This window comes from Shinella sp. GW835-FHT14H05 (assembly GCF_058793575.1).
The window spans coordinates 957,540-979,239 of record NZ_JBXAFY010000001.1; the positions used below are offsets into that span (position 1 = coordinate 957,540).

The window sequence follows — 21,700 nt, forward strand, 5'->3', positions numbered from 1 at the left end:
GGAGTTGCCATGACCGGACGTCCCATGCCCAGCGAAACGGGCATTCTTGCCTTCCACCAGCGCTGCGAGGATTTTTATCCCGCCGATGCCGTGGATGCGGATATCACCCAGCAGCGCGCCTGGTACAATGCGCTCTGCGCCGTTTTCGATGCGCCGGCGCCGGCGGGCATGGTCAAGGTCGACGGCCTCGTCGCGGAGCGTATCCCGATCCGCCGCTACCGGCCGGCCACGCTCTCGACCGAGACGCGGCTGTTCTACATCCATGGCGGTGGGTTCGTCGTCGGGTCGCTTGAGAGCCATGATGCGATCTGCGCCGAGATTTCCGAGGCCGCGGGGGCTGAACTCGTCTCCGTCGATTACCGGCTTTCGCCGGAGCACGTCTGGCCCGCCGCCTTCGACGATTGCTGGGCGGTGTTGATCGATCTTCTGCTGGAGCCGCATCCCGTCGTCGTCATCGGCGACAGCGCGGGCGGCAATCTTGCGGCCGGCATCGTGCTGCGGGCGCGCGATGAGGGGCTGAAGGGCATTGTCGGGCAGGCGCTGATCTATCCGGGCCTCGGTGGCGATCTCGTTTCGGGTTCCTACGAGGAGATGGCCGAGGCGCCTGGGCTTTCGACGGCCGATGTCGGCTACTATCGGGAGATCTACAAGGCGCCGGAGGATGTATCGCATGCCTTTCCGCTACGAGCGGAAAACCTGGCCGGCCTGCCGCCCGCCTTCATCACCGGTGCCTTTTTCGATCCCCTGCGTGATGATGCGCGGGCCTATGCGGCGCGGCTGGCGCTGGCCGGCGTGCCGGTGGAATTTCGCGAGGAGAAGCAGATGATCCATGCCTGGCTCCGGGCGCGCTTCATGAGCGAGGGGGCGAGGGTCGGCTTTGCGGCGCTGTGCGATGCGGTCCGCCGGATGGCAAGGCCATGAGCGGCGTCACCGATCTCGACGTGCTGCTCGCGACCATGGAGCCGGCGCTGGTGGAGGGTAGCTTCGTCTATGCCAGCGTGCCGGCGGGCGAGCTCGCGGCGCATCTGTCGCGCGGGCCGATCGGGCTTTTTCGGGAGGAAGAGGGCATCACGCTGATCCTGCCCGCCGACGCTGCGGATGGCCTAGCCGCAAGCCCGCCCATGCGGATGATCACGCTCACCGTGCATTCCTCGCTGGAGGCCGTCGGCCTGACGGCGGCCTTTGCCACGGCGTTGACGGCAGACGGCATCAGCGCCAACGTGGTTGCCGGCTACCATCACGACCATATATTCGTGCCGGAGCGGGATGCCGAACGGGCGCTCGAAACGTTGCGGGCCTTGTCCCGTGCGGCGCGTGAAAAGGGAGAAGCATGATGAAGGTTCTGCGGTTTGCCGGTGTCGCCCTGGCATTCGGGATGTTTGCGGCGGGGCCGTCGCTGTCCTTTGCCGAGGATGCAGCCGTGCCCATCCCGGCCTGCGCCCTGTCCGGCTCGAAAAGCGTCTTCATCGGCGGCGCCCCGGCGCTGCGCCTCTCCGACGTGGTGAATTGCCCGCCGGAGCTTTACGAGATCGTGCCCAGCATCATGATCGAAGGCCAGCCCATGGTGAAATTCCGCTCGGGCGTCGGCGAGAAGGGCAATTGCACGGCGCGGGGGGATGAGACGGTGAGCGTCGAAGGCGGCTCTGCCAGCCGGCTTGGCGATGTGACTTGCACGCAGAATTGAGGGATTGAAGCCAGCCGGAGTTTGTTGGCGAGGCCAACCCCCATCCTCTCCGTCATCCTTGGGCTTGACCCGAGGATCCACTCTTTGCGTCGAGTGATGGGTCCTCGGGTCAAGCCCGAGGATGACGGAGGTGAGGTTTTCGGGTTTTTGACAGGCGGCGGTGGCGGGTGACAAAGCCACCCGCCCGCTATATCAGTTGCCGGCGCTTTCCATGCGTCGGGTCGTCAGCACCTTCTCCAGCCAGCCGATTTCCATCTCGGGGACCGACTTCAGCAGCAGGTCCGTATAATCGTCGAAGGGCGGTGACAGCACCTTTGACTTCGGGCCGAAGCGGACGAGTTTTCCCCGGTGCATCACGGCCACGCTATCGGCAATCGCGCGCACGATGGCGATGTCGTGGGTGATGAACATGTAGGAGACGTGGGTCTCGTCCTGGAGCTTCAGGAGCAGCTTCAGGATGCCTTCGGCCACCAGTGGGTCGAGGGCGGAGGTCGGCTCGTCGCAGAGGATGAGTTCCGGCTGGGCCGCAAGTGCGCGCGCGATCGCCACGCGCTGCTTCTGGCCGCCGGACAATTCCGCCGGATAACGGTCGGCGAAGCGGCCGCCCATTTCGATCTGCTCCAGCAGTTCCTTCACCCGTTCGGTCTTCTTGGCGCCGCGCATGCCATAGTAGAAGGTGAGCGGGCGGCCGACGATGTCGCGCACCGTCTGGCGCGGGTTCATCGCGGTGTCGGCCATCTGGTAGATCATCTGGACGCGGCGCAGCTCGTCGTTCGACCGGCCCTTCAGCGCCTTCGGCAAGGGTTTGCCGTCGAAGCTGATCGTGCCTTCCTGCGGTGGCAGCAGGCCGGTGATGACGCGGGCGAGGGTGGATTTCCCCGAGCCCGATTCACCCACCACCGCCAGCGTCTGGCCCTTCGGCAGGTGCAGCGAGACGTTCTGCAACACCTTGAAACCGTTGGAGTAGCCCGCGGTGATGTTCTCCACCTTCAGAAGCGTATCCGACTGGTCGGGCGCCTCCTCGCGCTTGGTGCCGCGCACGTTGACGAGCGCGCGGGTATAGTCCTGCGTCGGCGCCTCGATGATCTGCTTCACCGAGCCGTATTCCACCATCTTGCCGTGCCGGAGCACGAGGATGTCGTCCGTGATCTGCGCCACGACGGCAAGGTCGTGGGTGATGTAGAGCGCGGCCGTATTCGTTTCCTCGATCGCGTGCTTGATGGCGGCAAGCACGTCGATCTGCGTCGTCACGTCGAGCGCGGTGGTCGGCTCGTCGAAGACGATGAGTTCCGGGTTGGGGCAGAGCGCCATGGCGGTCATGGCGCGCTGGAGCTGGCCGCCCGAGACCTGGTGCGGGTAGCGCTGCCCGAAGGTTTCGGGGTTTGGCAGGCCGAGCACCTTGAACAGGTAGAGCGCGCGCTTTTCCGCGTCCGCACGGCTCATGATGCCGTGTTTCAGCGAAGCCTCGATCACCTGTTCGCCGAGCCGGTGGGCGGGGTTGAAGGCCGCGGCCGCCGATTGCGCGACGTAGCAGACCTTGGCGCCGCGCACCTTGCGGATGCCGTTCGGGCCGAGCTTCAGCAGGTCCTGCCCGTTGAGCAGGACCTCGCCGCCGGTAATCCGCACCCCGCCGCGCCCGTAGGCAAGCGCGGTGAGGCCGATCGTCGATTTGCCGGCGCCGGATTCGCCGATGAGGCCGAGCACCTTGCCCTTTTCGACGTCGAAGGAGACGCCTTCGACGAGGGTGACGGTGCGCGGCGGCTCGCCCGGCGGGTAGCTGGTCGCCTCGATCTTCAGGTTCTTGACAGACAGCAGATCAGGCATCGCCGCGCCCTCCCTTGAGGCTCGAGGTGCGTTTCATCAGCCAGTCGACGACGAGGTTGACGCAGATGGCCAGCCCCGCAATCGCACCGCCCGGAATGAGGGCGGCCGAAATGCCGAAGATGATGCCGTCCTTGTTGTCCTTCACCATGCCGCCCCAGTCCGCTGCCGGCGGCTGGATGCCGAGGCCGAGGAAGGAGAGCGTGGAGAGGAACAGGATGGAGAAGGCGAAGCGCAGGCCGAATTCGGCGAGCAGCGGCGAGAGCGTGTTGGGCAGGATTTCCCGGAAGATGATCCAGCCCGTGCCTTCGCCGCGAAGACGCGCCGCTTCCACGAACTCCATGACCGCGACATCGAGCGCCACGGCGCGGCCGATGCGGTAGACGCGGGTTGAGTCGAGGACCGCCATCACGAGGATGAGGATCCAGAGCTGCTGCGGCAGCACGGCGAGCACGACGAGCGCGAAGATCAGCGTCGGGATCGCCATCATCAGGTCGTTGAAGCGCGAGAAGATCTGGTCGATCAGCCCGCCCGTCACCGCCGCGATGAAGGAGAGCAGCATGCCCAGCGAGAAGGAGAGCACGGTTGCCGCCAGCGCCACGAAGATCGTGGTGCGGGCGCCGAAGATCAGCCGCGAGAAGAGGTCGCGGCCAAGATTGTCGGTGCCGAGAAGATAGGCACCGCCCATCGGCTCCCAGACGGAGCCGACGATCTGGCTTTCGCCATAGGGCGCGATGAGGGGGGCAAAGACGGCACAGAAGATCGAGAGCGCGATGCCCAGAATGCCGACCCAGGCGCTGACGGGAATGGAGGAAAGTCTCATCGCGGGTGCCTCAATCTGGGGTTCGCGATGATCGCAAGGATATCGGCGAACATGTTGAGGAAGATGTAGAAGGCGGCGAAGATCAGGCCGCAGGCCTGCACCACCGGCATGTCGCGCACCGTCACGGCGTCGACCATGTACTGGCCCATGCCGGGATAGACGAAGACCACTTCCACGACGACGACGCCGACCACGAGATAGGCGAGGTTGAGCGCGATGACGTTGATGACCGGCGCCAAGGCGTTCGGTGCCGCATGTTTCGCGATGACGCGAAGGCTGCCGAGACCCTTGAGTTCGGCGGTCTCCACGTAAGCCGACGACATGACGTTGAGGATCGCGGCTCGCGTCATGCGCATCATGTGGGCGAGCACGACGAGCACCAGCGTTGCCGTCGGCAGTGCGATGGCGGAGAGGCGCTGGCCGATGGTCATCGATTCATAGACCGTCGCGGGGAAGGTCGCGACGCCCATCTGCACGGCGAAGAACAGGATCAGCAGGTAGCCGACGAAGAACTCGGGAAGCGAGATCGCCGCAAGCGAGATGACGTTGATGATCTTGTCCGGCAGACGGTTTCGATATTGCACCGCCAGCATTCCGAGGCCGACGGCGAGCGGCACGGAGATGATGGCCGCGAAGAAGGCAAGGAACAGCGAATTGCCGAGGCGCTTGCCGATCTGCTCGCTGACCGAGTTTTTCGACGCCCAGGAATTGCCGAAGTCACCCTGGACGGCGCCGCCGAGCCATTTGAAGTAGCGGGTGGTGGCCGGCTGGTCGAGGCCGAGATCCTTGCGGATGTTCTCGATGGCCTGTGGCGTGGCGGACTGGCCGAGATAGGTGGTGGCAAAGTCGCCGGGCAGGGCTTCCACGCCCCCGAAGATCATCAGGGACACGGCAAAGAGCAAGGCCACGCTGAGCGCGAGGCGTTGCAGGATGAGCGCAGCGAGGGGGCTGCTCTTGCTGAGTTTCGCCCAGAACGAGGGCGAACCTTCGTTGAAGGGGGCTCCAGTGGACGCAACCGACCCGGCAACGCCGACAGACTGCGGGGCTTCGCCCGCAGTCGTCGTTGCTGTCAGCTCCGGACCGTGCGCCGGTCCGCGGCCGGTCATCAGGCGTCGAGCCACACGCGGGTTGCGACATAGCCGTTCGACATGTCGTTGCCGATATCGTGCACGTAGCCCTTCACGTTCTTGCCGCAGGCGTTCACGAAGTCGTTGAACATCGGCAGGATCAGGCCGCCTTCGTCGCGGACCATCATGGCCATGGTGCGATACATTTCCTTGCGCTTGGCCTCGTCGAGTTCCGAGCGGGCTTCGAGAACCATCTTGTCGAAGTCTTCGCGCAGGAAACGCGTGTCGTTCCAGTCGGCCTTCGAGAGGTAAGCGGTCGAGTACATCTGGTCCTGGGTCGGGCGGCCGCCCCAGTAGGAGGTGGAGAAGGGCTGGACGTTCCAGACATTCGACCAGTAGCCGTCGCCGGGCTCGCGCTTCACTTCGATCTCGATGCCGGCCTTCTTGGCGCTCTCCTGGTAGAGAACGGCGGCGTCGACGGCACCCGGGAAGGCGACGTCCGACGTGCGCAGCAGGACCGAGCCGCTGTGGCCCGACTTCTTGTAGTGGAAGGCCGCCTTGTCCGGGTCATAGGCGCGCTGCTCGATGCCTTCCGGGAAGAGGGCGTAGGTCTCGTTGATCGGGAAATCGTTGCCGATCTTGCCGTAGCCGCCGAGCACCTTTTCCAGCATCGTCTCGCGGTCCATCGCATATTTCAGCGCCAGACGCAGGTCGTTATTGTCGAACGGCGCCGTGTTGCAATGCATGATGAACACGTAATGGCCGCGGCCGGAGGTGGAGAGGATGTCCACGGTCGGCGCGCGCTTCAGGAGGTCGACGGTCTTCGGGTCGACGCGGTTGATGTAGTGCACCTGGCCGGAGGACAGCGCTGCGATACGGGCCGTCGCGTCGTTCATCGCGATCATCTCGATCGAGTCGACGAAGCCGCGATCCTGGCGCCAGTCATCCGCATTGCGCTCGAAGGTGGCGCGCACGCCGGCCTCGAAGCTCGTGACCTTGTAGGGGCCGGTGCCGATCATCGCGTTCGGATCGTCGAGGCCGCCGTTCGGCTGGATGACGAGGTGGTAGTCGGTGAGCAGCAGCGGCAGGTCGGCATTGCCTTCCGTCAGCACGAGCACCAGCTTGTCGCCGTCGGCCTTGATTTCCTTGATCGACTTCATGACGCCGAGCGCGCCCGATTCCGACTTCTCGTCGGTGTGGCGCTGCAAGGTCTTGATGACGTCGTCGACCGTCAGTTCCTTGCCGTCGTGGAATTTCACGCCCTTGCGGATAGCGAAGGTCCAGGTCGAGGCGTCGGCGGACGGTTCCCAGGATTCGGCAAGTGCTGGAACCGGCTTGCCGGTCAGCGGCTCGGATTCCACGAGCATGTCGCCCCAGTTGCGGCCGACGACGAACATGAACTGCGAAAGCGCCTTGGCCGGGTCCTTCGAGTCGGTCGCGGCAGCGCCTTCGAGGCCGAGCTTGAGGGCTCCGCCGCGCTTCGGCTCCTGCGCCTTGGCGGCAGTGTCGAACATGGTGCCGGCGACGGCGAGGGTGATGCCGAATGCAGCGGCACGGCCCATGAATTCGCGGCGGTTCATCTGGCCGAGCGTGACCTGGCTGGTGAGATATTTGGTGTAATCAGTCATTCCCCTGTTCCCTTTTGCTGGCCCTGAAGTGGGCAATTGTTATTGTGATTGGCAGAATTTCTGTTTTTGGCCTCCATGGCAACCTCCCGTCCGAGATTTGTGACGGTGGCGGTGCATGTCCTCGTCTTCCGAAAGCCTCCTCTTCCTGCCGAGCAGCGGCCCTGTTCCATAAAGCTATTCAAATGCAGGGCGTCTGTAACGCCCTAATTTATCTTGGTCTTCCAAAAGCCTGGCTTATGGAAGCGTGCAGACCGCGCCCGATGCAGGGGCGCGGACGCTATCGTCCCTTCCAGACGGGATCGCGTTTTTCGGCGAAGGCGCGCGCGCCTTCGAGCTGATCCTCGCTGGAATAGAGAATATCCACCGTCTTGAACTGTCGGCGGGTGATCTTGTTCATGGTCGCCTGGAAGGTGTCGCCCTCGGCGGCGCGCACCACTTCCTTGATGGCGGCATAGACGAGCGGCGGGCCGCTTTCGAGCAGGCGTGCGAGCTCCCAGGCCCGGTCCAGAAGCTTGTCGGCGGGCAGGATTTCGTTGACGAAACCCCAGCGGTGCGCCTCCTGAACGTCGAGCCAGCGGCCGGTCAGAAGCATGTCCATGGCGATGTGGTAGGGGATGCGCTTCGGCAGCTTGATCGAAGCGGCATCCGCCACGGTGCCGGAGCGGATTTCCGGCAGCGCGAAGGTCGCGTGTTCGGCGGCGAGGATGAGGTCGGTGGAGAGCGCGATTTCGAGCCCGCCGCCGCAGCAGATGCCGTTGATGGCCGCGATGATCGGCTTGTTGAGGTCGCGCAGCTCCTGCATGCCGCCGAAGCCGCCGACACCATAGTCGCCGTCGACCGCATCGCCCGCGGCCGCCGCTTTCAGGTCCCATCCTGGACAGAAGAATTTTTCTCCCGCGCCGGTGATGATGGCGACGCGCAGGCTGTCGTCGTCGCGGAAATCGGCAAAGATCTTGCCCATGAGGCGGCTCGTCACGAGGTCGATGGCGTTGGCCTTCGGGCGATCGATCGTGATTTCCAGGATACCGCCTTCGCGGCGTTGCAGGATCGGTCCGGTCATGGGTTTTTCCTTAGACGGATCAGCGCGTCGGCTGCGACGACACCGTCGCCAGCTGGCAGCACCATTACGGGATTAACGTCCAGTTCTTCGATTATTGAAGCGTTTGAAACGACATAGGATGCCGCTGATGCGACGGCGGCGACAAGAGCGTCGATATCGCCCTTCGCAGCGCCGCGATAACCGCCGAGAAGCTTCGAAATCTTCAATCCGGCGATGGCCGCGCGGATGGTTTTTTCATCCGTCGGCAGGGTCAGGATCGCAGAATCTTCGAGCAGTTCGACCAGGATACCGCCGGCGCCGATGGTGAGGACCGGACCCGCAACGGGATCGCGCATCGCGCCGACGATGAGTTCGGCAACGGGTTTGCCCACCATCTTTTCGACGAGGAAACCGGATGCGACGCCCGCCATGGCCTTGGCCGCATCGAGCACGGCCTCGCGGCTGGCGAGGTTGAGCTTGACGGCGCCGGCCTCGGTCTTGTGCGCGACGCCAAGGCCCTTGAGCACCACCGGAAAACCGAGATCTTGCGCGGCATCGGCGGCGGCTTCCGAGGTGTCAGCCGTGACGCCCTTCGGCACCGACAGGCCATGCGCGGCGAGCGCCTGCTTGGCCTCGTGTTCGGTGAGCGTGACAGCTTCGCCTTCGCCGGCCGCGGTCTTCAGCAGCGGGGCGGGGAGGGATTTTGCCCAGATCTCGCCGATGCCGGCGGCGGCTTCGGCGGCGGCGAGCGCCTCCTCTATGCCGTAGAAGGGCACGACGCCGTTCTGCATCAGCATTTCGGCGGTCGCTTCCGGCATGTTTTCACCCATGCTGGCGACGATGCCGGCATTCGACCCAGTCGCCTTCGAGGCATCGATGACGGCGTGGCAGGTGGTGATCCAGTCGGCAGCGTCGCAGCGGTCGAGGCGGGGGAAATCGAGCACGACGAGGTTCAGGGCGTAGCCGCCCTGCATCATGGTGGTGAAGGCGGCGGTTTGCTTCTCGCGGTTGCCCCAGACGAAGGTATGGTAGTCGAGCGGATTGGAGATCGTCACCATCTGCCCGAGCGTCTCGCGCAGCGGCTGGCGTTGCTCCTGTTTGAGCTCGCGGTAATTGACCTTCCGCTTCACCCCGGCATCCGCCATCAGCGAGGCCTCACCGCCGGAGCAGCTCATCGAGGAGATGTCGTAGTTTGTAAGCGGGCCGGCGACATGCAGCAGCTTCAGCGTTTCGAGCAGTTCCGGCAGCGTTTCGACGCGGCCGATGCCGAGACGCGCAAGCAGCGCGGACGAGACGGCATCGTTGCCGGCGAGCGAGGCCGTGTGCGAGACGGTGGCAAGCTGCGCCTGTTCCGACTTGCCGACCTTCAGGGTGACGACCGGCTTCTTCAGTTCGCGGGAACGAAGCGCCAAACGCTCCAGCGATTCGAGGCTGTCAAAACCCTCGATATGCAGGCCGACGGCGGTGACGCGGGGGTCTTCCAGCACGGCGCAGGCGAGGTCGGCGAGGCCGGTTTGCGCCTGGTTTCCGGCGGTCAGGATATAGGCGAGCGGCAGGCCGCGCTGCTGCATGGAGATGTTGCAGGCGATGTTGGAGGACTGGGTGAGGACGGCGACGCCCTTGTCGATGCGCAGCATGCCGTGCTGGTCCGGCCAGAGCAGGGCACCGTCCAGCATGTTGATGAAGCCGTAGCAGTTCGGGCCGAGGATCGGCATATCGCCGGCGGCCTCCACCAGCGCCTTCTGCAAATCGTCGCCATCGGCAAGCTCGCTGACGGCCTCGCGGAAGCCGGAGGCGTAGCAGACCGCGCCGCCGGCGCCGCGGGCCGAGAGGTCGCGGATGATGCTGATGGTCAGTTCGCGGTTGACGCCGACGAAGGAGGCATCAGGTGAACCCGGCAGGTCGGCGACGGAGCGGTAGCATTTGCGCCCGAGGATTTCCTCCTCACGCGGGTGCACCGGCCAGATATCGCCGGAAAAGCCCATCTTGTCGCATTGGAAGATGACGCGGCGCGCCTCCTTGCCGCCGAAGACGGCGATGGAGCGGGGCCGGATCAGACGGTCGAGGGATCGTGTCATGTCGACATTACGCTCCGAGCGGTCTGAGCAGATCACGGCTGATGATGTGCCGCTGGATTTCCGACGTGCCGTCCCAGATGCGCTCGACGCGGGCGTCGCGCCAGAAGCGGGCGAGCGGCAGGTCGTCCATCAGGCCCATGCCGCCATAGATCTGGATCGCCTCGTCGGTGACGCGGGCGAGCATTTCGGTGGCGTAGACCTTTGCGGATGCGATCTCGCGGTTCGACGGCAGGCCCTGGTCGAGGCGCCAGGCGGCCGACAGCGTCAGGAGGTCGGCGGCGTCGATCTCGGTGATCATGTCGGCGAGTTTGAAGGACACCCCCTGGTTGGCGCCGATCGGCTTGCCGAATTGCTTGCGCTCGGCGGCGTAATTGAGCGCGTAGTCAAAGGCGCGCCGCGCCCGGCCGACGGAGGTGGCGGCGACGGTAAGGCGGGTCGCATAGAGCCAGTCGTTGGCGATGTCGAAACCCTTGTGCACTTCGCCGAGGATCTGGGCGGAGGACAGGCGGCAATCGTCGAAATTCAGGATGCAGTTCTTGTAGCCGCGGTGCGAAACCGACTCGTAGCCGTCGCGGATTTCGAAGCCGGGCGTGCCGCGGTCGACGAGGAAGCAGGTGATGAGCTTCTTCTTGCCGCGCGGCGTGTCTTCCTCGCCGGTGGCGATGAAGACGATAACGAAATCGGCGATGTTGGCGTGGCTGATGAAATGCTTGGTGCCGTTGACGATCCAGTCGTCGCCGTCCTTTCGGGCGAAACATTTCATGCCGCGCACGTCGGAGCCGGCATCCGGCTCGGTCATGGCGAGCGCATCGAACTTTTCGCCGCTGACGGCGGGCAGCAGATAGCGTTCGCGCTGCTCGTCGTTGCAGGCCATCAGGATGCCGGAGGGGCGGCCGAAGAAGACCGTGAGCGCCATCGAGCCGCGGCCGAGTTCACGCTCGACGAGGGTGAAGGAGGCATGGTCAAGGCCGGCGCCGCCGACTTCCTCCGGCATGTTGCAGCCGAAGAAGCCGATTTCCTTGCACTTGCGGGCGATTTCCCGGCCGAGTTCCGGCGGCACATGGCCGGTGCGCTCGACCTCGTTTTCATGCGGATAGATTTCCGTTTCGACAAAGGAGCGGACCGTGTCCACGATCATCTGCTGTTCGTCGGTCAATGCGAAATTCATGGAAAAGTCCTCCCCGTATTCTTGTCACGGGAGGCGCGCGTTGCGTCTACCCCCCTCTGCCCTGCCGGGCATCTCCCCCTCAAGGGGGGAGATTTATCGTGGCACCGCCTTGCCTCAAGCCGATCTCCCCCCTTGAGGGGGAGATGCCCGGCAGGGCAGAGGGGGGTGGCGGCTTACGCCGTCACTTATGCTTTTGCCCGACATGCCGCCCGACACCCTCCGGCGCCGGCAGCTTGGCATGCGCTTCCGCAATCTCCGCCACCTTCGCCAGCACATCCGCGGGCGCATCGACGCTCTTGCCGGCCTTGCTGTCGACGTGCAGCGCCATCTGCTCGGCCGTTGCGATGACATCGCCGGTCGCCGCGTCGTGGATGCGGGTGAAGAAGTGCAGCCGCTTGTTGTCGGAGGAGAGAAGCTGGAGCGTCGTGTAGAGGGCCTGGCCGAGCTTGCCTTCACCGAGATGGCGGATGTGGGTTTCCACCGTGTAGTAGCTGTGGCCGGCCTCGACATAGGCGAAGTCGACGCCGATCAGCCGGAGCAGCGCATCCATCGTATCGCCGAAGAGCTGGAGATAGCGGTGCTCGGTCATGTGGCCGTTGTAATCGACCCAGGCGGCGTTGACCTTGGTGTCGATGAGGCGCAGCGGCTCGGTGGCCGAGACTTCGACCTTCGCCTTGCCGGCTTTCGACCAGAGATGTTCTTCGAATTCGGCGAGCAGCTTGCCCGCGCCCCAGCCCTTGCCGTCATCGCCGGCCTTCAGGGCGTGCATGATGCCGACGAGGTTCTGGTCGCGGATGCGCTCCAGATCGCGGATGCCGCGGGCGCCGGACTGGTCGTCCGACTGCTGGGCGATCTTTTCCACCAGTTCGTCATTGAGATCGACGACATCGGTGAGTTTCGTCCAGGGCCAGGAGAGGCAGGGGCCGAACTGGGCGAGGAAGTGGCGCATGCCGGCTTCGCCGCCGGCGATGCGGTAGGTCTCGAACATGCCCATCTGCGCCCAGCGGATGCCGAACGAATAGCGGATCACGTCGTCGAGCGTCTCGGTGTCGCAGATGTCGTCCTTGATGAGCCAGAGGCCCTCGCGCCAGACGGCTTCGAGCAGGCGATCGCCGACAAAGGCCTCGATTTCCTTCTTGATGATCACGCCCTTCATGCCGATCGGCGCGAGCTTCGCCTTGGCGTCTTCGAGCGTCTGCTTGCTGGTCTTTTCGCCGCCGACGAGCTCTGCCAGCGGCAGCAGGTAGACGGGGTTGTAGGGATGCGCCACGAACAGGCGTTCGGGGTGCTTCATGTCGCGCTGGAGATCGGTCGGCATGAGGCCGGACGTCGAGGAGCCGATCAGGGCATCGGGCTTTGCGGCGGCGTCGATCTGGGTGAGGACGCCGCGCTTCATTTCCAGCCGCTCGGGCACGCTTTCCTGAATCCAGTCAGCGTCTTGAACGGCTTCTTCCAAGCTTTTGCAGAAGGTGATTTTGCCCTTCGGCGGCAGCGGCGCCATGGTTAGCATGCCATAGGCGCGCTCGGCGTTCGCCATCACTTCGCCGATGATGCGTTCGGCTTCCGGATGCGGATCGAAAATATTGACGTCGATGCCGGCGAGCGCGAAACGCGCGACCCAGGCCCCGCCGATGACACCGCCGCCGACGCAGGCCGCCTTGTTGATCTGGCTCATTTCGGTGCCCGCTTCTGGAGTTTCAGCTTTTCGCGCACTTCGGCCGGGCCGATGATGCGCGCACCCATGCTTTCGACGACGTTGACGGCCTTTTCGACGAGCTGCGCATTGGTGGCGAGCTGGCCCTTGCCGACATAGAGGTTGTCTTCAAGCCCGACGCGGACATTGCCGCCGGCAAGCACGGCCGCAGCCGGATAGGCCATGGCGTTGCGGCCGATGGAGAAGGCCGAGAAGGTCCAGGAGGACGGCACGTTGTTGACCATCGCCATGAAGGTGTTGAGATCGTCCGGCGCGCCCCACGGAATGCCCATGCAGAGCTGGATGAGGACCGGGTCCTCGATGACGCCTTCCTCGACGAGCTGCTTGGCGAACCAGAGATGGCCGGTGTCGAAGGCCTCGATTTCCGGGCGGACGCCGAGGTCCGTCATCATCCTGCCCATGGCGCGCAGCATGGAGGGCGTGTTTGTCATCACGTAGTCGCCGAGCGAAAAGTTCATCGTGCCGCAATCGAGCGTACAGATTTCCGGCAGGCATTCGGCGACGTGGCTGACGCGCTCGGTGGCGCCGACCATGTCCGTGCCATTGGGGTTCAGCGGCAGCGGCTGTTCGGTGTTGCCGAAGATCATGTCGCCGCCCATGCCGGCGGTGAGGTTCAGCACCACGTCCACCTCGGCATCGCGGATGCGCTCGGTCACTTCGCGGTAGAGGTCGTTGCGGCGGCTCGGCGCGCCGGTTTCCGGATCGCGGACGTGGCAGTGCACGACGGCGGCGCCGGCCTTGGCGGCGTCGATCGCCGATTCGGCGATCTGCTTGGGCGAGCGCGGCACGTGAGGCGATTTGCCGGCGGTGTCGCCGGAGCCGGTGACGGCGCAGGTGATGAAGACATCACGGTTCATGGCTAAGGGCATGTGGTCTCTCCCAGAATTCTTATGGGGGACATTACGAGCCAAGAGGAGGCGCAGTGCTTTCACTTTTCGGATCTATCCTTGACAATTCGAGAGGTGAACACGCATGCTTTCGCCATGCTGGATCCATCCTCCGAGACACTCGACATCGATATCCTCGTCCTGCCCGAGACGAACCTCATCCTCGTCGCCTCGGTCATCGAGCCCTTGCGCGCGGCAAACCGCATCTCCGGGCAGGACCTTTACTGCTGGCGCATCTTCTCGCCGGATGGCCAGCCGATCGAGACGCGCAGCCGCATTCCCGTGCCGGTCGATGGCCTGTTCCGGCCGGAGAAAGAGACGCAGCCGCTTTTCGTGCTTTCCTCCTATCAATGGCAGATGAGTGCGACGCCTCTGTTGCGGCGCCAGCTTTCGCAGACGGCGCGTTATCGCAGCATGATGGCCGGCATCGAATCGGGTAGCTGGCTGCTCGCGCAGGCGAGCCTGCTCGACGGCCATTCGGTGACGATCCACTGGGAGGACATGGAGGAATTCGCCTCCGCCTTTCCGCAGATCGGCGTGGTGCGCGAGCGCTACGTCATCGATGGCAAGCGCATCACGACGGGCGGCTCTTTGCCGACGCTCGACCTGATGCTGGAGATCATCCGCCGCCGGCAGGGCTATTCGCTGGCGCTCGAAGTGTCGCGGCTGTTCATCTACGAGCACGAGCGCACCGGCGGCCTGCTTCAGGTGCCGGCGCTCGGCAACATGCGCGTCGCCGACCAGCGGGTCAGCCAGGCGGTGCGGCTGATGGAGGAGACGGTGGATGCGCCGCTGACGCTGACGCGGCTTGCCAAACGCGTCGGCATCAGCGCGCGGCATTTGCAGGACCTGTTCCAGGAATCGATGGGCGTGGCGCCGCATCAGCATTACCTTGCGCTGCGGTTGAACGCCGCGCGACGCAAGGTGATCGAGACGAAATCGGAATTCGCCGACATCGCCGCGCTGACCGGCTTCAACTCCTCCTCCGCCTTCTCGCGCAGTTATCGTGCGCACTACCATGAAAGCCCGACGGAGACCCGGCGGCGGCTGAGGGCCGGGGCGAAGGGTTAGCTTTTCGCGAGCAAAGGCAGCATCGTCTCGGCCGCCTGCCGGGAGAGCGCGTCGCGCGGCCAGACGAGGCTCAGCGATTGCTGATAGGCCGGATAGAGCGGCAGCAGCGTCGGCGGCGGGTTGATGTTCGCGACGGAATGTTCCGGCAGCACGGAAAGATGGCCGTGGCGGAGCACGAGGTTGATGATGACCGGGATCGAATCGACCTCGACCAGCGTCAGGCGGGAGCGCTCCGCCGGGGTCAGTGTCGCTTCCAGAAAGCGGTCCGTCATCTGGCGCAGGCCGCTCCTCGGGCTCGGCACGGCGATGGGGTAACGCCGCAGCAGGGCCGCAAAGTCCTGCCGTTCCGCCTCGTCCAGTGAGCGGGGGCCTGCGAGCGCCAGTTGCGAGCGGCCGATAAGGCTGCCCTCGAATTCGGCGGGGTAGTGGTCGGTGTCGAGCAGGATCAGGTCGAAACGCCGGTTTTTCAGGCCGGAGATCAGATCGTCCGCCGTGGTGGAGGAGAGGAAGAGCGGCTGGCGCGGCCGCGCCGCCCGCCATTCGACCGTGAGGCGGGCGAGCATGGCGGCGATCTCGCTTTCATGGCCGAAGGGGATGATCGTGCCGAGCCGCCAGGTGGCGGCGCTGCGGCGGAAGCGTTCCGCTGAGGCGGCCGACAACCCCTCCCAGGCCGCGCCGATGCGCTCGGCAAGCGCCAGCGCTTCGAGGCCGGCCGGCGTGCAGCTGATCCCCGTCGCCGATCGCTCCAGCAATTTGCAGCCGAGGGCCTCTTCCAGGTGGCTGAGCTGGCGGGTGAGCTGCGGCTGGCCGAGGCCGAGGCTTTTGGCGGCGCCGTTGATGCTGCCGGTTCTGGCAACGGTGGCGAAACGGGCGAGGGCGGAAAGCGAGATCGCCTCTCGTGATCCCTCACCGAGCGCGGCAAGGGCGGCGGCGGCTCCGGCGATCTCTGCAAAGCGCGGCAGGCGCGTTTCCGCCTCCAACGTCGGCACCAGCGCCTGGCCGTCGCGGCGCACCAGCGGCACCGAAAGGCTCGCCTCGACGCGCCGCAGCGCCGCGCTGGCGCTGGAGGCCGGGCGGCCCATCGCGGCGGCTGCCCTGCGGATGCCGCGTTCTTCGAGAATGCTGTGCACAAGGCAGAGGGTGGAGAGATCCAAGGGTGCGGTCCTTCGCGCTGCCATCTTCCGTTCGGTTCATAACATGGACCGTACGGATTTTGGGATATCTGTTTGCGCCACGATGCGCATAACATCCATCTCTAGTTTCTTCGCAATTCCGGACGGAAAACCGCTTCACACTTTTCCTGGAATTGTTTAGGGAAAAACAGGCTTCCAAAAATGCTCGCTTCCGCCGATACGCTCTATCTCACCGGTCAACCGCTCGACTTCGCAACGCTGGAGGCGATCGGCGCCGCCACGCGACGGCCGGTCGCCTGCGAGATCGGCATGGGCCGCGTCGGCGCCTCGCGTCTCGTCATCACCGATCGTCTTGCCACGGGCCTGCCGATCTACGGCGCCAATACCGGCGTCGGCTCGATGAAGGACAAGCTCTGGACGGCCGACGACCTGGTGGAGTTCAACAACAACCTGGTGAAGGCCCACCATTTCGGCACCGGCGAGCCCTTCACGCTGCCGATCGTGCGCAAGGCGATGGCGATCCGCGTCAACACCGCGCTCGGCGGCTATTCCGGCTGCAGCCCCGAGCTGATCGACGCCTTCCTCGCGCTGCTTGAAAAGGACGTCGTGCCCGTCGTGCGCCGGCATGGCTCTATGGGCTGCGCCGATATCGGCCTGATGGGGCAGATCGCCTCGGTGATAACCGGCGACGGCGAGGCCTGGTATGGCGGCGAGCGCCTGCCGGCCGCGGACGCGCTGAAGCGCGCCGGTCTTACCCCCTATCGCATGCAGCCGCGCGATGCGCTGGCGGCGCTCAGCGTCAACGCCATCTCGCATGCCGCCGCCGCCAATGTGGTGCGCGAGGCGGCGAAGGCGATCCGCAATCTCATGGTGACGGGCCTGCTCTCGTCGCTGGCGCTCGGCGCCTCGGCCGATCCGTGGCGGGTAGCGGCCCGGCTCTCCGCCCACGGCGAGGCGCTTGCCGGCTGCTGGTTCGAGGCGCAGGCCTCTTCCGGCCACTGGCCGAAACCGTCCGCCATCCACGATCCGCTCAGCCTGCGCATGACCGCCCAGGTGTTCGGCGCCTGCCTCGATACGCTGCTGCTGGCCGCCGAGCGCATCGTCGAGGCGACCGCGCAGTCGGACGACAATCCGGTGGTGATGGACAACCACGTCATGGCCTCCGGCGGCTCGCTGCCGCTCTCGACCACGCTCTATGTGGAAGCAGCGCAGACCGGCTTTGCCCATCTCGCCCGCAATGTGCTGAACCGCTGCGTGCTGCTGGCGAATGGTGTGCGCCGCAACCTGCCGGTCAATCTCGTAGCACCCGGCGAGGCGGCGACGGGGTTCGGCCCGCTGCTGAAACTCGCCGTCGAACTTTACATGCGCATCCAGTCGCTGGCCGTACCGATCTCGGCGCAGTCGATCGTCGTTGCCGGCGGCCTCGAAGAGGAGGCGACCTTCCTGCCGCTGATCGTCGAGCGCATGGAAAGCCAGGTGCGCGACCTGCGCCAGCTTGCCGCCCTCGAAGCCATGCTGTCCGCGCAGGCGATCGACCTTGCGGGCGACAATGTCGAGGGCGTGGTTGCCGTTGCCTATGCGCGCACGCGGGCGGTGAGCCCGTTCTACCGCAAGGACCGGCCGCTTTCCGCCGAGATCGAGGCGCTCGACCGCGATCTTGCAAGCCCCGAGGCGCTCGCCGCCTTCGTCGAGGCGGCGCCGATGGCCGGCATCGACACTTTCTTCGCGCTAAAACTCTGACGGGAGAACCAGATGGCCGATTTCGATCTCGTTCTGAAAGGCACTGTGGTGCTCGCGGACCGCATCGTCGAGGGCGGCCATGTCGCCGTTCGTGATGGCAAGGTGGTGCATGTCGGGCAGGGCGCGATGCCGGCAGCGAAGGAACGGCACGACCTTTCCGGCGCGCTGATCCTGCCCGGCGCCATCGACGCGCAGGTGCATTCGCTGTCACAGAAGAACCAGGAGGATTTCCTCTGGTCGACGCGCTCGGCGGCGGCCGGCGGCGTCACGACCATCGTCGATATGCCCTATGACGAGGGCAATCTCGTCTGCTCGGCCGAGGCCGTGAAAATCAAGGTCGACCATGCCTCGCCGCAGGCCCGCGTCGATTTCGCGCTCTATGGCACGGTCGATCCGGAAGAGGGGCCGGCGCGCATCGGCGAGATGGTCGAGGCCGGCGTCGCCGCCTTCAAGTTCTCGACCTTCGGCACCGATCCGAAGCGGTTTCCGCGCATTCCCGCGGCGCTGTTGGAAGACTGCTTCCGCGCCATCGCGCCCACCGGGCTGACGGCCGGCGTGCACAACGAGGACGATGAGGCGGTGCGCGCGGCGATCGCCAAGGTCAAGGCCGCGGGCATCACGGACTATCGCGCGCACGGCCTGTCGCGCCCGCCGCTGACGGAGCTGCTCGCCTCCAATCAGATCTACGAGACCGGTGCCGCAACCGGCTGCCCCGCCCATGTGGTGCATTGCTCGCTCGGCCGCGGCTATGAGATCGCCGCCGCCTATCGTGCACAAGGGCATCGCGCCACCATCGAGTGCTGCATCCACTACCTGACGCTCGATGAGGAGAACGACGTCGCCCGGCTCGGCGGCAAGGCGAAGATCAACCCGCCGATCCGCCCGCGCGCCGAGGTGGAAAAGCTCTGGCGCCACGTCGCCGAGGGCAATGTCACGATGGTTTCGACCGACCATGTGAGCTGGTCGGAGGACCGCAAGACCAATCCGGATATGCTGGCGAACGCGTCGGGCGTGCCGGGGCTGGAGGTCATGGTGCCGCTCTTCGTCAAGGGTGCGCTGAAGCGCGGCATTCCGCTGACCCGCGCTGCCGAACTGATGACGCTGAACCCGGCTCGCCATTTCCGGCTGGACCACGTCAAGGGTGCCCTGGAAGCCGGCAAGGATGCCGACATTACCGTGCTGACGCCCGAGCCCTACACCTATGACGCGGCCGCTAGCGGCCATAACGTCGTCGGCTGGTCGCCCTATAAGGGCATTCGCCTGCCATGGCGCATTTCAGCCACCTATCTGCGCGGCAAGCTCGCCTTCGACGGCACCAAGGTGCTGGCCGAACCCGGCACCGGCGCTTTCGTGCGCCCGCTGCCGACGCTCGTTTCGGGCCGCGCCTGATGGCCGCGCCAAAAACCAATCTGCCGGTCGATCCCGCCCGCATACAGGATGTGATCGACGGCCTCGCCCGGCTCACCGAGCCTGGCCGGCCCTATACGCGGCGTGCCTTTACCGCTCTGTTCCCGGCGGGGCGGGATTTTCTTCTCGAAAAATTTCAGGCCGCGGGGCTTGAGACACGCGTGGATGCCGCGGGCAATCTCATCGCTCGGCGACCGGGCAGAAAGCCCGGCCTCGGCACGATCATGCTCGGCTCCCATTCCGACACCGTGCCGGATGGCGGGCGTTACGACGGCATTGCCGGCGTGGCCGTGGCGCTGGAAGTGGCCCGGGCGCTCGCCGACCAGGGCATAGACCTCGACCATGACCTGGAGGTCGTCGATTTCCTCGCCGAGGAGGTGTCGATCTTCGGCGTTTCCTGCGTCGGCAGCCGCGGCATGGCCGGCGTGCTGCCGGAGGACTGGTTTTCGCGCGAGAGCAACGGGCTCACGCTGGAACAGGGCATTCGCGATGCCGGCGGCGATCCGGCGCGCATCGCCGCCGAGGCGCGCAAGGATATTGCGGCCTTTCTCGAACTGCACATCGAGCAAGGCCCTGTGCTGGAAACCGAAAGGCTCGACATCGGCGTGGTGACGGCGATTGCCGGCATCACGCGCATCGAGATCATCGTGCAGGGCCGGGCAGACCATGCCGGCACGACGCCGATGGGCAATCGTGCCGATGCGCTCGCCGCCGCAGCGCGGCTGGTGACGGGTATCGAGGCGCTGGCGAAATCGCTCTCCGATGGACCGAGCCATTTCACCGCGACGGTCGGCGAATTCTCCATCGAGCCGAATGCCGCCAATGTCGTTCCCTCCCGCGCGCGCCTGCTGATCGATGCTCGGGCGGAGGATCGCGCCGCGATGGACCTTTTCGCGGCATCGGTGGACATGATGGCCGAGCAGCTGGCGCGCGAGACGGGCACCGTCATCGAAGCACCGCGCCGCATCTCCGACAACCCGCCGACACCCGGCGATCCGCTGCTGCTCGACGTGCTGGATGCCGCTTGCGAGGTCGCGGGCGCCACGCATCGCCGCATGGCATCGGGTGCCGGGCATGACACGGCCTGGATGGCGCGGGTGACGCGCTCGGCGATGATCTTCGTGCCCTGCCTTGGCGGGCGCAGCCATGCGCCCGAAGAGTTCGCTGAGACGGACGATATCGCGCTCGGCGCAGCGGTGCTTTTTAACGCAGTGATTCAGCTGGATAAGATCTTGAGTCAGGAGGACGTCTGATGGGCCGGATTCTAAAGGAAAAAGACGTCGAGGCGGCGGTCAAGGGCGGTTCGGTCTATGCCGCCGGCGGTGGCGGCTGGGCGGATCATGGCCGCATGCTCGGTTATGCGGCTGTGTCGATCGGCAAGCCGGAACTGGTTTCCATCGACGAGCTTTCCGACGACGACTGGGTGGCGACGGCCGCTGCCATCGGCGCTCCCGCCTCGACCACGCCCTGGGAAATGCGCGGTGTCGATTATGTGAAGGCGGTCGAGCTTCTGCAGGAGGCGCTCGGCGAGAAGGTCGCGGCGCTGATGGTCGGCCAGAACGGCAAATCCTCGACGCTGAATGGCTGGCTGCCGTCGGCCATCCTCGGCACCAAGGTGCTGGACGCCGTCGGCGACATGCGCGCGCACCCGACCGGCGACATGGGCTCGATCGGCATGGCCGGCTCCCCGGAGCAGATGATCCAGACGGCCGTGGGCGGAAACCGCGACGAGAACCGCTATATCGAGCTCGTCGTGCGCGGCGCGACCGCAAAGGTCTCGCCGATCCTGCGCACCGCCTCCGACATGTCCGGCGGCTTCATCGCTTCCTGCCGCAATCCGCTGCGCGCCTCCTATGTCCGCAGGAACGCGGCGCTCGGCGGCATTTCGCTGGCGCTGACGCTCGGCGAGGCGATCCTCGCGGCGGAGGGCAAGGGCGGTTCGGCGATCATCGACGCGATCGTCAAGACGACGGGCGGCGCGATCCTCTCCGAAGGCACGATCACCGACAAGTCGGTGGTCTATACCAAGGAGGCCTTCGACATCGGCACGGTGACGCTCGGCAAGGGCGACAGCGCGACGGTGCTGCATGTGATGAACGAATATATGGTGGTGGAATCGGCCGCGGGCAAACGCCTCGCGACCTTCCCGGATGTCATCACCACATTGTCGCCGGAAGGCGAGCCGCTCAGTGTCGGCCAGCTCGAAGTCGGCATGAAGCTCTTCGTGCTGCATGTGCCGAAGACCATCATCCCGCTCGCTTCCAGCGTGCTCGATCCGACGGTGTATCCTTCGGTGGAGAAGGCGATGGGGATCGAGCTTGCGAAATACGCGCTTGGCGGCTGAGGTTGTTTGCCCCTCACCCTAGCCCTCTCCCCGCAAGCGGGGAGAGGGGACGTGCCCCATGCGGTGATCGGGTTGGGGAAAACGGCGCGGCATACC

Annotated in this window: 18 protein-coding genes; 8 read left to right on the forward strand and 10 right to left on the reverse strand. The window is 65.4% G+C overall.

The annotated features are described in order from the left end of the window. Positions 1-9: 9 nt before the first annotated feature. Genes AC1Q6Z_RS04775 through AC1Q6Z_RS04785 form a run of 3 tightly spaced genes read left to right on the forward strand, consistent with a single transcriptional unit; the run spans position 10 to position 1,684 of the window. Complete coding sequence (locus AC1Q6Z_RS04775) at positions 10-921, forward strand: alpha/beta hydrolase (protein WP_492646908.1); 912 nt, start codon at positions 10-12, stop codon at positions 919-921. Next, complete coding sequence (locus AC1Q6Z_RS04780) at positions 918-1,334, forward strand: ACT domain-containing protein (protein ID WP_435267897.1); 417 nt, start codon at positions 918-920, stop codon at positions 1,332-1,334. Before AC1Q6Z_RS04775 ends, AC1Q6Z_RS04780 begins: the two co-directional genes overlap by 4 nt. Beyond that, a complete protein-coding gene (locus tag AC1Q6Z_RS04785) occupies positions 1,331-1,684 on the forward strand; it encodes a PAAR domain-containing protein (RefSeq protein WP_492646909.1) in 354 nt (117 codons plus the stop codon). Before AC1Q6Z_RS04780 ends, AC1Q6Z_RS04785 begins: the two co-directional genes overlap by 4 nt. Before the next feature lie 192 nt (positions 1,685-1,876). On the opposite strand, the gene AC1Q6Z_RS04790 is transcribed toward AC1Q6Z_RS04785, so the two are convergent. The 9 genes from AC1Q6Z_RS04790 to bcoG form a co-directional block, all read right to left on the reverse strand. Beyond that, complete coding sequence (locus AC1Q6Z_RS04790) at positions 1,877-3,508, reverse strand: ABC transporter ATP-binding protein (RefSeq protein ID WP_435267899.1); 1,632 nt, start codon at positions 3,506-3,508, stop codon at positions 1,877-1,879. After that, complete coding sequence (locus AC1Q6Z_RS04795; RefSeq protein ID WP_435267900.1) at positions 3,501-4,328, reverse strand: ABC transporter permease; 828 nt, start codon at positions 4,326-4,328, stop codon at positions 3,501-3,503. Before AC1Q6Z_RS04795 ends, AC1Q6Z_RS04790 begins: the two co-directional genes overlap by 8 nt. Next, positions 4,325-5,434, reverse strand: a complete 1,110-nt coding sequence (locus AC1Q6Z_RS04800; RefSeq protein WP_305111306.1) for an ABC transporter permease — start codon at positions 5,432-5,434, stop codon at positions 4,325-4,327. Before AC1Q6Z_RS04800 ends, AC1Q6Z_RS04795 begins: the two co-directional genes overlap by 4 nt. Continuing rightward, the gene (locus AC1Q6Z_RS04805) at positions 5,434-7,023 is read right to left on the reverse strand and encodes an ABC transporter substrate-binding protein (RefSeq protein ID WP_256117256.1); all 1,590 of its coding nucleotides are present in this window, start codon (positions 7,021-7,023) and stop codon (positions 5,434-5,436) included. Before AC1Q6Z_RS04805 ends, AC1Q6Z_RS04800 begins: the two co-directional genes overlap by 1 nt. 277 nt (positions 7,024-7,300) lie before the next feature. Beyond that, the gene (locus AC1Q6Z_RS04810) at positions 7,301-8,083 is read right to left on the reverse strand and encodes a carnitinyl-CoA dehydratase (protein WP_435267902.1); all 783 of its coding nucleotides are present in this window, start codon (positions 8,081-8,083) and stop codon (positions 7,301-7,303) included. Then, positions 8,080-10,140: an acetate--CoA ligase family protein gene (locus tag AC1Q6Z_RS04815; RefSeq protein ID WP_492646910.1), complete on the reverse strand. Its 2,061-nt coding sequence runs from the start codon at positions 10,138-10,140 to the stop codon at positions 8,080-8,082. Before AC1Q6Z_RS04815 ends, AC1Q6Z_RS04810 begins: the two co-directional genes overlap by 4 nt. Positions 10,141-10,147: 7 nt before the next feature. After that, positions 10,148-11,308: an acyl-CoA dehydrogenase family protein gene (locus tag AC1Q6Z_RS04820; protein WP_256117251.1), complete on the reverse strand. Its 1,161-nt coding sequence runs from the start codon at positions 11,306-11,308 to the stop codon at positions 10,148-10,150. A gap of 181 nt (positions 11,309-11,489) precedes the next feature. Continuing rightward, positions 11,490-12,983, reverse strand: a complete 1,494-nt coding sequence (locus AC1Q6Z_RS04825) for a carnitine 3-dehydrogenase (protein WP_492646911.1) — start codon at positions 12,981-12,983, stop codon at positions 11,490-11,492. Continuing rightward, positions 12,980-13,891, reverse strand: coding sequence for a 3-dehydrocarnitine:acetyl-CoA trimethylamine transferase BcoG (gene bcoG, locus AC1Q6Z_RS04830; protein ID WP_439616379.1), 912 nt, complete (start codon positions 13,889-13,891; stop codon positions 12,980-12,982). Before bcoG ends, AC1Q6Z_RS04825 begins: the two co-directional genes overlap by 4 nt. A 114-nt stretch (positions 13,892-14,005) precedes the next feature. Between bcoG and AC1Q6Z_RS04835 the strand changes: the two genes are divergently transcribed. Beyond that, entirely contained in the window at positions 14,006-14,980 is a 975-nt protein-coding gene (locus AC1Q6Z_RS04835) for a GlxA family transcriptional regulator (protein WP_435267907.1), read from the forward strand. Here the strand turns inward: AC1Q6Z_RS04835 and AC1Q6Z_RS04840 are convergent. Continuing rightward, a complete protein-coding gene (locus AC1Q6Z_RS04840) occupies positions 14,977-16,134 on the reverse strand; it encodes a LysR family transcriptional regulator (RefSeq protein ID WP_492646912.1) in 1,158 nt (385 codons plus the stop codon). The genes AC1Q6Z_RS04835 and AC1Q6Z_RS04840 overlap by 4 nt on opposite strands. Before the next feature lie 180 nt (positions 16,135-16,314). On the opposite strand from AC1Q6Z_RS04840, the gene AC1Q6Z_RS04845 reads away from it, so the two are divergent. From AC1Q6Z_RS04845 to ertC, 4 genes are read left to right on the forward strand one after another with little or no spacing between them, the layout of a single operon-like run. Further along, a complete protein-coding gene (locus AC1Q6Z_RS04845; RefSeq protein WP_435267909.1) occupies positions 16,315-17,853 on the forward strand; it encodes an aromatic amino acid lyase in 1,539 nt (512 codons plus the stop codon). A 12-nt stretch (positions 17,854-17,865) separates the two neighbouring features. Then, complete coding sequence (gene ertD / locus AC1Q6Z_RS04850) at positions 17,866-19,242, forward strand: hydantoin-5-propionate amidohydrolase (RefSeq protein ID WP_492646913.1); 1,377 nt, start codon at positions 17,866-17,868, stop codon at positions 19,240-19,242. Next, the gene (locus AC1Q6Z_RS04855; protein ID WP_492646914.1) at positions 19,242-20,513 is read left to right on the forward strand and encodes a Zn-dependent hydrolase; all 1,272 of its coding nucleotides are present in this window, start codon (positions 19,242-19,244) and stop codon (positions 20,511-20,513) included. The genes ertD and AC1Q6Z_RS04855 overlap by 1 nt, the downstream gene beginning before the upstream one ends. Then, positions 20,513-21,604: a thiohydantoin desulfurase gene (gene ertC / locus AC1Q6Z_RS04860; RefSeq protein ID WP_492646915.1), complete on the forward strand. Its 1,092-nt coding sequence runs from the start codon at positions 20,513-20,515 to the stop codon at positions 21,602-21,604. Before AC1Q6Z_RS04855 ends, ertC begins: the two co-directional genes overlap by 1 nt. Positions 21,605-21,700 lie beyond the last annotated feature (96 nt).